The 12,042-nt window shown below is 42.4% G+C and carries 9 protein-coding genes; 8 read left to right on the plus strand and 1 reads right to left on the minus strand.

The features are described 5' to 3' along the window. Positions 1 to 7 precede the first annotated feature (7 nt). Complete coding sequence (locus E2H97_RS02555; protein WP_133405673.1) at positions 8 to 532, minus strand: hypothetical protein; 525 nt, start codon at positions 530 to 532, stop codon at positions 8 to 10. Between the two features lie 346 nt (positions 533 to 878). Between E2H97_RS02555 and E2H97_RS02560 the strand changes: the two genes are divergently transcribed. From E2H97_RS02560 to tldD, 8 genes are all read left to right on the plus strand, one after another. Beyond that, a complete protein-coding gene (locus tag E2H97_RS02560; RefSeq protein ID WP_133405674.1) occupies positions 879 to 1,931 on the plus strand; it encodes a rod shape-determining protein in 1,053 nt (350 codons plus the stop codon). A 73-nt stretch (positions 1,932 to 2,004) separates the two neighbouring features. Further along, positions 2,005 to 2,862, plus strand: coding sequence for a rod shape-determining protein MreC (gene mreC / locus E2H97_RS02565; protein WP_133405675.1), 858 nt, complete (start codon positions 2,005 to 2,007; stop codon positions 2,860 to 2,862). After that, positions 2,859 to 3,347 (plus strand): rod shape-determining protein MreD, encoded by a 489-nt coding sequence (mreD, locus tag E2H97_RS02570; RefSeq protein WP_133405676.1) that lies wholly within the window; start codon positions 2,859 to 2,861, stop codon positions 3,345 to 3,347. Before mreC ends, mreD begins: the two co-directional genes overlap by 4 nt. Further along, positions 3,347 to 3,925, plus strand: coding sequence for a Maf family protein (locus E2H97_RS02575; protein WP_133405677.1), 579 nt, complete (start codon positions 3,347 to 3,349; stop codon positions 3,923 to 3,925). The genes mreD and E2H97_RS02575 overlap by 1 nt, the downstream gene beginning before the upstream one ends. A gap of 89 nt (positions 3,926 to 4,014) precedes the next feature. Beyond that, the gene (gene rng, locus E2H97_RS02580) at positions 4,015 to 5,520 is read left to right on the plus strand and encodes a ribonuclease G (RefSeq protein WP_133405678.1); all 1,506 of its coding nucleotides are present in this window, start codon (positions 4,015 to 4,017) and stop codon (positions 5,518 to 5,520) included. 14 nt (positions 5,521 to 5,534) lie between these two features. Continuing rightward, the gene (locus E2H97_RS02585; RefSeq protein WP_133405679.1) at positions 5,535 to 9,635 is read left to right on the plus strand and encodes a YhdP family protein; all 4,101 of its coding nucleotides are present in this window, start codon (positions 5,535 to 5,537) and stop codon (positions 9,633 to 9,635) included. Position 9,636: 1 nt separating this feature from the next. Continuing rightward, on the plus strand, positions 9,637 to 10,473 hold the full coding sequence (locus tag E2H97_RS02590; RefSeq protein ID WP_133405680.1) for a carbon-nitrogen hydrolase family protein: 837 nt from the start codon (positions 9,637 to 9,639) through the stop codon (positions 10,471 to 10,473). Between the two features lie 5 nt (positions 10,474 to 10,478). Beyond that, entirely contained in the window at positions 10,479 to 11,921 is a 1,443-nt protein-coding gene (tldD, locus tag E2H97_RS02595; protein ID WP_133405681.1) for a metalloprotease TldD, read from the plus strand. The last annotated feature ends 121 nt before the right edge of the window (positions 11,922 to 12,042 follow it).

Below are 12,042 nucleotides of genomic sequence, written 5' to 3' on the forward strand. Positions count from 1 at the left end.
GGATTTATTATTGAAAATTTAATATATCCTGAAGTGTGGAATCATCGCCTTGTAAAATAGGCTCAAATCCAATCATTGAAACGTCGGTATTAGCGTGAATTTTAAACCAATAATTCGCATCAGCTTGAGTATCCTCAACGTAAGAGACCAATATACGGCCAACATCTTTTGATTTGAATACTGTGATACCGTTGAAGTCAAAATCAGACTGAGTTGGTGGACAGTCTTTGCGTTCAGTGATCGTCACATTCTCATCACTATTTTTCATTAGTCCTGCTAAAAAAGCAGGCATGCCTTTAGTATCTTTGTTAAATGCTAGATAAACGTCGGTACCCGCTTTAATAGAGTTTATGTCTACTTCTTGATCTGAAGCTAATATATAAGGGTGAGCGATACTTCCGTCTGCATTGCCATCGTCTATTATTGAAGGGATAGAAGTGCATTGAGTTTGTGTGGCTGCCCATAAGTGAGTACAAGTCATACTGGATAAAACGACAAGACTCATTGGAATAAATTTAGATAGAGAATTCATGATAAATTCCATATTAATTGTGAAGGTGTAAGTTTATCGAATGAATGCTGAATTTAAGCTAAATATAGCGTTTTTAGAGCGACAATTTGGTAAACGAATAAAAAGCAGATCCAAACTTCAGAAACGCTCGCTAAAATAAACTACATTAGACTTGATTTCGCTCTATCAGCCCTTGTGGAATTGGCAGGGCATTGATAAAGTTAACTGAATTCTTATTTTTTTACTGGTTAATAGGTTTCTCGGTTCAAAGAGCTTGAAAATGAGAAACTTATTTAGGGCGTATTTATCTTTTCTTTTGCATTTAAAGATAAATACGTCTTAGATTTATTTATGACAGGCAGGACCCATGTTCAAAAAACTGCGCGGCGTTTTTTCTAATGATCTTTCCATTGATTTGGGAACAGCAAACACTCTTATTTATGTACGTGATCAAGGCATAGTATTAAATGAACCTTCAGTCGTCGCTATTCGTGGTGAGCGTAGTGGTTCTGGTCAAAAGTCTGTGGCTGCAGTAGGTACAGAAGCGAAACAAATGCTGGGTAGAACCCCCGGCAATATTCAAGCGATTCGTCCAATGAAAGACGGTGTGATTGCCGACTTTTATGTAACGGAAAAAATGCTGCAACACTTTATCAAGCAAGTGCATAACAACAATGGTTTTTTCCGTCCTAGCCCACGTGTTTTAGTTTGTGTTCCAGTAGGTGCAACTCAAGTTGAACGTCGTGCGATTCGTGAATCGGCAATGGGTGCTGGTGCTCGTGAAGTGTACTTAATCGAAGAGCCAATGGCAGCGGCGATTGGGGCAGGTCTTCCAGTATCTGAAGCGACGGGCTCTATGGTAGTAGACATCGGTGGTGGTACTACCGAAGTTGCCATCATTTCATTAAACGGTGTGGTTTATTCATCTTCTGTTCGCATTGGTGGTGATAAATTCGATGATGCCATTATTAACTATGTTCGTCGTAATTATGGCAGTTTGATTGGTGAAGCAACCGCTGAGCGCATCAAGCACACGATTGGTACCGCTTACCCTGGTGATGAAGTTCTTGAGATTGAAGTACGTGGTCGTAACTTAGCTGAAGGTGTACCAAGAAGCTTTACCCTAAACAGCAATGAAATCCTTGAAGCCTTGCAAGAGCCATTAAGTGGCATTGTCAGTGCGGTTATGGTTGCGCTTGAACAATCTCCACCAGAGCTTGCTTCTGATATTTCAGAACGCGGTATGGTACTGACTGGCGGTGGTGGTCTGTTGCGTGACTTAGATAGACTCCTTATGCAAGAAACAGGAATTCCTGTAGTCGTAGCTGAAGATCCTCTGACGTGTGTTGCTCGCGGTGGCGGCAAAGCGCTTGAGATGATTGATATGCACGGTGGCGATCTGTTCTCAGAAGACAGCTAAGATACTAGTAACACTTGAAGATGTATCTTCAGGTATCACGAGTATATAGGACGTTTGCTATACGACTGTATTTATGAAGCCAATTTTTGTACGTGGAATTTCCCCTCAAACACGACTGCTAGTAGCAGTCGTGTTGTCGATCATATTGATAGTAGCCAATCCTTATTTAGTGCCATTTAGAAGTGCGCTTTCTGGGCTGTTAACGCCGTTTCAATATCTCGCCAGTTTACCCAATTTAGTACTGAACTATTCCGTCGAAGCGTTAGCCACTCGTGATATGTTGCAAAAGCAAAATCAACAATTGTTAGATCAGCAGCTGTTAATGAGTGAGCGCTTGCAGCGTTTTGAGCACTTACGTCAAGAAAACCAGCGTTTAAGGACTCTTTTAAAGTCTCCAGTGCGAATGAATACACGTATTAAAGTGGCTGAGGTCATTGAAGTGGCTAATGATCCGGCTCATGAATATGTGGTGCTCAATCAAGGGAAAGAAGATGGTGTCTTTGTTGGGCAGCCAGTCATTGATGGACAAGGTGTCGTCGGCCAAGTTGTCCAAGTGAACCCATACACCAGTCGGGTGCTACTGCTTTCAGATAATACTCATGCGACACCAGTTCGAATTACACGTAATGATGTGCGTATGGTGGCGAATGGTACGGGCGAGCTCGATGAGCTAGAGTTGAAATTTGTTGCCAAAAGCACCGATGTTAGAGTGGGAGACTTATTGGTCACATCTGGATTAGGTCACCGCTTTCCAGAAGGTTATCCCGTTGCTCGAGTTGTCACAGTGGTTAAAGATGACGGTCAAAAGTATGCTCAAATCACAGCCGAACCACTTGCGGCATTAGATCGAATTCGATACGTGTTACTAATTTGGCCAGATGAACAACCTCAGTCGAATTCCAGCCCAAAAAAAAATGAGGTGAAGCCATGAGTTATCGGTCTACCACTGGCAGAATTGCCGCATGGGTAACCTTTATGGTGGCCTTAGTTTTACAGATCATGCCGCTACCTACTGAATTAGAAGCGTGGCGACCAGATTGGCTGTTGATCACCTTAATTTGTTGGACCATGTATCTCCCTCACAGATACAGTATTTTCACTGGCTTTGTGCTAGGGGTGATATTAGATGTGTTGCTAGGTGCAACCATTGGTATTCGGGCTCTGAGTTTTTCGATTTGTATTTATCTTGTACTCATGTATCAACAACGACTGATGAACTTCCCACGATGGCAGCAATCATTGGTGGTGTTCGTCATCGTGGCGCTGTATCAATTATTGGTGTACTGGGTTGAGCTTATTTTAGGTGTTGGAACCTTGTCTGTTTCAATGTTTTATCCAGCGATCAGTAGTTTTGTGATTTGGCGTTGGGCTTACTGGGTGATCCGCAGCATCGCTCACAAATATCGAGTGACTTAATGAAAAAATTAGTTTTAGCATCGACATCGCCAAGAAGAAAAGAGCTATTAGGTTTAATTCTCAAGCTTTGGCCACAGCAATCGTTTGAGTGTGTTTCACCAGATATTGATGAAACTCAATGGAACAATGAAACTCCTGCTGAGCTGGTGGAGAGATTAGCGGTAGAGAAAGCTGAAGCGGGGCAGAAACTGGTTGAGGATATCAAGGCTTGCGTGATTGGTTCAGATACCATCGTTGTCATTGATGGGCAAGTGTTAGGTAAACCGACAGATGAAGCAGATGCGAAAGCCATATTAAGAAGGCTATCTGGCGAAACTCATCAAGTGTTGACTGCGGTTGCAATGGTTCAAGAATATTCTTATTACTCGCATGTCGTATCAACTCAAGTCCAGTTTTCGCAATTATCAGACGAAGATATTGATGCCTATGTGGCTTCCGGTGAACCAATGGATAAAGCGGGTGCTTATGGTATCCAAGGTATTGGTGGTACTTTTGTTGAAAAAATCAGTGGAAGTCACTCCGCAGTTATTGGCTTACCGATGGCTGAAACTCAAGATTTATTAAAACAAATACTTTAATTGTTTGTATCAAAGTATTTAAGCTCACTTGCAGGATGCTGTAGCAATCACATTGGAATACGGATGAGTGTTAAGTAGAGACCAACACAATGAATTCAGATGAAAAATCAAAAGCAAAAATCAAAACGAATAAAAGTTCTGAGCTTTTGATCAATGTTACCCCCAGTGAAGCCAGAGTTGCATTAATCGAAGATGGCTCATTGCAAGAAGTACACATTGAACGCCGAACTAAACGTGGATTAGTAGGCAACATCTACAAAGGCAAGATCAGTCGAGTATTGCCGGGGATGCAAGCCGCATTTGTGGATATTGGATTAGACAAAGCCGCCTTTTTACATGCCTCTGATATTGTGCCTCATACCGAATGTGTTGCCGAAGTAGAAAAAGGAAACTTTGTCGTTCGTGATATTGCTGAGCTGGTTAAGCAAGGGCAATTTATCATGGTACAAGTGGTTAAAGATCCGCTTGGTACTAAAGGGGCTCGTTTAACGACAGATATCACTTTGCCTTCTCGTTATCTGGTGTTTATGCCCGGAGCCAGTCATGTTGGCGTTTCGCAGCGTATTGAGTTTTCAGAGCGAGAGCGCTTAAAAGCCATTGCCGAGCCTTTTGTGGATGAAGACGGTGGCTTTATTATTCGCACTGCCGCAGAAGGTGTTGGTGAAGAAGAACTCAAGCAAGATGCGGCTTTTTTACGCAGAGTATGGGAAAAAGTAACCGAGCGCCGCCGTCGTAAAGGGGCGTGTTTACTGTATCAAGACTTACCATTACAAGTACGAATCGTACGTGATTTTGCCGGAGCCAACCTAGAGAAAGTACGGGTAGATGCTCAGCGAATTTACGAAGAATTGGTGCAGTTCGCCAGTGAGTTTATGCCGCAAATTGCTGATAAGATTGAGCATTACGATGGCTCTGAACCCATATTCGAACTGTACGATGTGGAAAATGAATCTAAACGCGCGTTAGAGCGTAAAGTCGAGCTTAAGTCGGGCGGCTATTTGATCATTGATCAAACCGAAGCTATGACAACGATCGATATCAATACGGGGGCTTTTGTTGGTCGTCGTAACTTAGAAGAAACGATTTTTAATACCAACCTTGAAGCGACCAAAGCCATTGCAAGGCAACTTAGGCTGCGTAACTTAGGTGGTATCATCATTATCGACTTTATTGATATGATCAATGAAGATCACAAGCAACGTGTGCTTAACAGTCTGCAAACCAATTTAGATAAAGATAAAGTAAAAACCAGTATCAGTGGATTTTCGGGATTGGGCTTAGTCGAGATGACTCGAAAGCGGACACGTGAAAGCTTAGAGCATGTGTTATGTGAGCCTTGTAATGTATGCCAAGGCAGTGGCAGTATGAAAACGGTTGATACGGTTTCTTATGAAATTTTTAGGGAAGTGATCCGCTTAAATAAAACCTATGATGCCGACGAGTTTATTTTATACTGCTCGCCTTCGGTGCATCAAAGTTTAACCGGTGATGAAAGCCATTTAGTGGCAGAATTAGAAGTGTACGTGAACAAACGCATTCGAGTAAATGTCGAACCCATGTACCCTCAAAATAAATACGACGTGGTGATGATTTAGTGCAATGGACAGCAATGCTTTCTCGTATCTTACAAATCAGCTGGAAAATTCTTGCTGGTTTTCTTGTGTTGTTTGCATTGCTGGTCAGCTTGATCCGAGGTTTATTACCGCAACTGGATGGTGCTCGTGATGAGTTAATAAAGCTGATTGAAGATACCTACCAAATACAAGTTTACGTGGGAAGCTTGTCGGCTCAATGGCAAGCGTATGGACCTTCAATTACGGTTGATAATCTGGTGCTACCGGAGCAAGAAAACCTTCCTTCCACTCTGATCTTGCAACAGGTACAAGTCAAATTGGATTTTTGGCAAACCCTGTTAACCTTATCTCCAAAGATTGAAAATGTGAGAGTTGATGGTGTTCATGTTGGGCTTAAGCTTGATCAATTGAAAAATGAAGAAGGAAAGCTCACACAAGATCTCACCAAAGACATTTCTCAGCAAATCAGTTCAAATGCTACACCAACACAATTAGACTGGCTCTATCAATTATTGTTTGAGCAATTGCATCGCTATTCTTTATCAGATGTCAGTATTCAGCTATTAAGCCATGACCGTCAGTATGAGCCAATTCATATTCAAAATTTTCACTGGCTAAATCGTGGTGATCGCCATCGAGGTCAAGGTGAATTAAAGTTAGATAATAATTCTGATGCCCTAGAATATCTTGCTTTAAAGTTTGATTTTCATGGTGATGGTAGCCAGCCTGAAACCATTAAAGGGCAAGTATATTTAGAAGCTAATGCATTAGATTTAGGTGAATGGAGTGCCAAACACCAAAGTACAAAAAACCAATTGGCTGAGATTAATTTACAAGGTGTAGTCAATTTACAGGCTTGGGCTAATTTTAACGACCGACGTTGGCAATCTGGCTTGATCCGTTTTAAGCCTAGTTGGCTTAAGTGGAATTTAGATGATGATGTCCAGCGCTTTGAAATCAATAAAGGTGAATTCAGTTGGCTGAATACGGATAAAGGCTTTAGGCTGAGAAGCGATCGTCTCGACTTTGTGAGTAATGATTCAAGTTGGCATGGGCTATCACTAGCCGCTGATTACCAAAATCAACAGCTACTTGCGCAGATCTCCAAGATCGATCTAGCTTGGCTGGAGCCTTTACTTCCTTTGATCCCACAATTGCCGAATCAAATGCTGACTCAGTGGCACCAACTACAACCTCAGGGGCTGATTGGCGAAACACAAATTATCTATTCACCGAATTCTGGAATAAAGCTCGACAGTCAGTTACATCAGATCAGTTGGAAATCGATCAATAATGGCTTAGGAGCAGCGCCTTTCGATGCCAATGTCCAATTGCAAGCTGATAAGTTGTTTGTAGCATTACCTGAACAAAGTTATCAATTGGATTTTGGTGACGAATTTGTTGAAGCACTGCACCTTAAAGGTGAACCATTAACCGCTTCTGTTGACCTCTCTGAGGGGCAGATTTTAGTGCCTAACTTCCGCTTTTATAATTCAGATATTGATATACAGGGCAAAGCCAAAATAGACGCTTCAGAGAAAGCGGGAATGGCTTTAGCAGCCAATGTTGGTGTGCATGATATTGGCCATGCTTTTCTGTATTTCCCACAATTAGTGATGGGTAAAGATTTGACCGACTATCTTACAGGAGCCTTAGTTGCCGGTAAGATCCCTGAAGCCAAGGTTGTTTGGAATGGAAACTTTAGTGATTTCCCGTTTAACAATCACAGTGGTGTGTTTCAGGCAGGCTTTGAGCTAAGTGATGGAACGTTCCGTTTTCAACCCGATTGGCCTGATATTGAAAAGCTATCCTTGTCAGCGTTATTTGAAAATGAACGCATGGATCTACATGTTAAAAAGGGCCAATTGATCAAAGTGCCGATTGATGGAGCCCATGTATTTATTCCTGTCATGGAAGAAAACTCCAAGTTGGGTATTCAAGCAGAGCTTTACCCTAAAGGAGAAGACGCTACAGAAGTTTTACAATCCTCCCCTTTGTCTGATTCCGTCGGTGAAGTATTAAATATTGTCCAAGTGCAAGGGAAGGTGAAAGGTGTATTAGATCTTAATATTCCGCTTTATGAAGACGGTAAAGAGCAAATTAGAGGACAAATCAGCCTTAAGAATAACCCTGTGTACGTCTCTGAGCCTGGAATTGAGCTACAAAAAGTGACGGGAGATGTACGCTTTCAAAATGATGTGGTTGAAGGTGATGGCATCACGGCTCAGTTATATCAACAACCAACGCGGATCTCATTTGATACCAAGCCTCAAGCTGATGCGACCCATTTACACTTATCACTAGGGAGTCACTGGAAGCTCAGTAAACTTCCTGCTGAATTTGAAAACCCATTGTCACCATTTTATTCCGGCAGTATGGATCTTAAAGCCAAACTAAAAATGATCTTTAGTGATTCTGGATACAGCTTACAAGGAACTGTGGGATCTGATTTAGTTGGTGTTAATTTGGATTTACCAGAAATGCTAGCGAAAAAAGCCAAAGAGGTGAAACCTCTGCAAGCAGAAATCGTTGGTGATAACAAGCAACTCTCAATGAGTGTTAAATTAGCGGATCAAGCAGAGTTTTGGGGCAGTTTTGATCCTAAATATCAAAACAGGCTTCAAGCTTACGACATACTGATAGGTCGACTGTTTCAGCCCGGAGATGTGTTGAACTCTAAGGGTGGGCAGCTACGTACAGAGTTAAAACGTGTAAATTTAGAAAACTGGATGCCAGTGATCGATGCCTTTACTGTTAACGACCAACAAGCACCGACGAATCTAGAATTACAGAGTACGAAAAAGCCAAGTTTTTTTCCTGATCTGGTTTCGATCCAATCGCAAATTGAGCAATTAGACTTTATTGGGCAACCCTTCAAACATTTACAAATGAATGCCCACCCTGAAGAAGGCAATTGGGTATTTCATACATCATCCGATAATTATGCCGGTAAGATGACTTTCCATAAAAATTGGGAAAGAGATGGAATAAGCATTGACGCGAGTAAATTGTATTTGTTTGCTGATGACAAAACCCAAGATAGCAGTGAAAACGACCCTCAAGAATCCGCTCATGTTGCTTCTAGTATTGATAGCGCAAAAAACCTTGATGTACTGCAAGGTCTTCCTGTACTCAAGATATCGGCCAAAGATTTCCAATTTAAAGGGTATAAATTAGGTAGCTTGAGCTTGCAAGGCCAGCCTGAATCACAAGGCTATAAGTTGAAGCAAATTACCTTGACCACTCCAAAAACAAAAGTCGTGGGCTCGGGTGATTGGTTGGCGCCCACTGCAAACGCGGTCGGAGCTACGCAACTTAACTTTAATATTGAAGCGCAAGAATTTGAAGCGGTATCCAAGCAGCTTGATATTAAGCCTGGGATCAAAGAAGCACCGTTAACAGTGTCACTGTCGACTCACTGGAAGGGTGCGCCTTATGACTTTGATCTTTCAAGATTAAATGGCGATGTGAGCTTTCAGTTAGGTAAAGGGCATTTATCAGAAGTGAGTGACAAAGGGGCAAGGATTTTTTCTTTATTCAGTTTGGACTCATTGTTAAGAAAACTTTCGTTTGATTTTTCTGATGTATTTGGAAAAGGCTTGTATTTCAACTCGTTTAAAGGAAATTTACGGATTGATGATGGTGTGGTCAAAACCACAAATACCGAAATGGATGCGGTAGCGGGTACTATGCGGGTTAGAGGATATACTGACTTAACCAAGCAAAGTTTGAACTATGACGTTCGTTTTTCGCCTAAGCTAGCATCAAGTGTACCTACAGTAGTCTTGCTCAGTACACCGGGCTGGGCAATCGGGTTGGGCGCATTTGCATTGACTAAGGTATTGGAGCCTGTAATTGAAGTTATTTCGGAAATTCGTTTTCGTTTAACAGGAACAATGTCTAAGCCAAAACTGGAAGAAGTTGAGCGTAAAAGTAAGGAAATTGAAATTCCAGATGCGGTATTACGTGAAGTGAACCCAAGTGCAGTGCGAACAAAAGAACCTAAGCCAGAAGCTGAGACAACGCCTGACACTTCAAGTAAGCCGTCGAAAGCTAAGCCAGAAAGTAAATCAAAACCAGCGACTAAAGAACAGCCAAAGCTCACAAAACCTATCACTGATCCCACAGGAGGCTGAGATGCAGATCAACGTATTGCAATGTCAAAGTGGACGGGATTTCGATGAAAACTTAGCCTTTTTACATGAGCAAATGGAAACACTTGATCGAGCCGATGATGAAGAGCAATTAATTGTATTGCCTGAATGTGTATTGTTGTTTGGCGGCCATGAAAGCTTACAGATAAAAGCTATGGGTGAAGATAATCAATTTGTATCTGTTCTATCAAAGCTTGCAGCTCAACATCAGGTTTATCTAGTGGCGGGAACCGTACCTGAGTTGGCAACAGATGGCCGTTATTACAGTCGAAGCTATGTGTTCGGTCCGCAAGGTCAGATTATGGGGCAATATGATAAGCTGCATTTGTTTGATGTCGATGTAGCAGACGGCACTAAGCAATACCGCGAAAGCGAAACCTTTTGCCCTGGTGAACAAGTATCTGTAGTCGATACACCGATAGGTAAAATTGGTTTAGCCATTTGTTATGATCTCCGTTTTCCTGAGCTATTTCAGGCAATGCGAGAACAAGGGGCGGATATTATTGCATTGCCTGCAGCATTTACTAAGGTTACAGGGAAAGCGCATTGGCAAACGCTTTTGCAAGCAAGAGCCGTTGAAACGCAAACCTATGTCGTTGCTGCTGCTCAGTGGGGGCAACACCCAAGCAGTCGCAGAGAAACCTGGGGACACAGTATGATCGTTAACCCTTGGGGGGAAATTGTCGCTGAAAAGCTTTCTGATACAGGCTGGGTGCAGGCGAGGCCAGATTTCGCTAAAATGAACAGTATTCGCAATGAAATGCCAGTGTTAAAGCATAAACGCTTTCAGTCGGCTACTTTGAAATCAATAGAGAATTAAATTTGATGTTAACCCAAGTGGGAAAAAGTTTACTTGGCGATAAGCTAAGTTTAGATACCCTTTCAAACTATTTAACCCTTATTCATCAGCATAATATTGATTATGCTGATTTGTATTTTCAAGGCAGCCGCCATGAATCTTGGGTGCTGGAAGATGGCATTATTAAAGAAGGTAGCTTTAATATTGAGCGTGGTGTTGGTGTTCGAGCGATTACTGGAGAGAAGACGGGCTTTGCTTATGCGGATGAAATTACCCCTGAAGCACTGGAATCGGCATCACTAGCAGCAAGAGGGATTGCAAGCTCAGGAAGCAGTTATTCAGTGCAAGCGGCCAAAGCGACTGTTCAACCTGCGTTATACAATAGTCAAGATCCTATTGAAGCGATGGAGCAATCCCGCAAGATTGATTTACTCAAGCAAGCGGATGCCTATATTCGCAGTTTAGATAGCCGTATTGCTCAAGTGGTGATCAGCTTATCGGGTGTTTATGAAGAAATCCTTGTTACGGCTAGCGATGGTACCTTAAGCGCCGATATTCGTCCTTTAGTTCGCTTTAATTGCAGCGTATTGATTGAAGAAAACGGTAAACGTGAACGTGGTGCCGCAGGTGGCGGTGGTCGTCACAGTTATGATGCGTTTTTGGAAACGGATGACGAAGGGTTACCTGTTAGCTTTAAATTTGCTCGTGAAGCGGTACGTCAAGCTCAAGTGAACTTACACGCGATTGATGCGCCAGCAGGTGAAATGACAGTAGTATTAGGCAACGGTTGGCCGGGTGTGTTATTACATGAAGCGGTAGGGCATGGCTTAGAAGGTGATTTTAATCGTAAAGGAAGCAGCGCTTTTTCTGGTCGAGTGGGTGAACAAGTTGCCTCTAAATTAGTGACTGTAATAGACGATGGTACGATTGAACATCGCCGTGGTTCTTTGACAATCGATGACGAAGGCACACCAACTCAAAAAACGACATTGATTGAAGACGGTATCCTCAAAGGGTACATGCAAGACAAGCTTAACGCTCGATTAATGGGTGAAGCGTCAACCGGTAATGGTCGTCGTGAGTCTTATGCTCATTTACCAATGCCACGAATGACCAATACCTACATGAAATTGGGTGACAGTGAGCCTCAAGCGATCATCAAGTCTGTTGATAATGGCATCTATGCGCCTAACTTCGGTGGTGGGCAAGTGGATATTACTTCAGGAAAGTTTGTGTTTTCGGCATCAGAGGCTTACCTGATTGAAAAAGGCGAGATCACTCAGGCCATTAAAGGGGCAACATTAATTGGTAATGGTCCTGAAGCCATGAGCCAGATCAGCATGGTAGGTAATGATTTAGCCTTAGATCATGGGGTTGGAGTATGTGGTAAAGATGGTCAAAGTGTCCCTGTAGGTGTGGGCCAACCTACTCTTAAACTAGACCGATTAACCGTTGGCGGTACCGCGTAATTTCATACCCCTTTGGCAGGTCCTATGTTCTTTTGGATCTGCCGATGACCTTTCCTATAAATTAATCTTCTTTTAGACTTCGAGCAATCTCCTAATAAATCACTATCTTACTGGTATTCTT

It is taken from the genome of Parashewanella tropica (assembly GCF_004358445.1).
Taxonomy (GTDB): Bacteria; Pseudomonadota; Gammaproteobacteria; order Enterobacterales; family Shewanellaceae; genus Parashewanella; species Parashewanella tropica.

Excerpts from the sequence above, each read along its gene's own strand:
- E2H97_RS02555 (WP_133405673.1), bottom strand. The coding sequence starts at position 532 with ATGAATTCTCTATCTAAATTTATTCCAATGAGTCTTGTCGTTTTATCC.
- E2H97_RS02560 (WP_133405674.1), top strand. The coding sequence starts at position 879 with ATGTTCAAAAAACTGCGCGGCGTTTTTTCTAATGATCTTTCCATTGAT.
- mreC (WP_133405675.1), top strand. The coding sequence starts at position 2,005 with ATGAAGCCAATTTTTGTACGTGGAATTTCCCCTCAAACACGACTGCTA.
- mreD (WP_133405676.1), top strand. The coding sequence starts at position 2,859 with ATGAGTTATCGGTCTACCACTGGCAGAATTGCCGCATGGGTAACCTTT.
- E2H97_RS02575 (WP_133405677.1), top strand. The coding sequence starts at position 3,347 with ATGAAAAAATTAGTTTTAGCATCGACATCGCCAAGAAGAAAAGAGCTA.
- rng (WP_133405678.1), top strand. The coding sequence starts at position 4,015 with ATGAATTCAGATGAAAAATCAAAAGCAAAAATCAAAACGAATAAAAGT.
- E2H97_RS02585 (WP_133405679.1), top strand. The coding sequence starts at position 5,535 with ATGCTTTCTCGTATCTTACAAATCAGCTGGAAAATTCTTGCTGGTTTT.
- E2H97_RS02590 (WP_133405680.1), top strand. The coding sequence starts at position 9,637 with ATGCAGATCAACGTATTGCAATGTCAAAGTGGACGGGATTTCGATGAA.
- tldD (WP_133405681.1), top strand. The coding sequence starts at position 10,479 with ATGTTAACCCAAGTGGGAAAAAGTTTACTTGGCGATAAGCTAAGTTTA.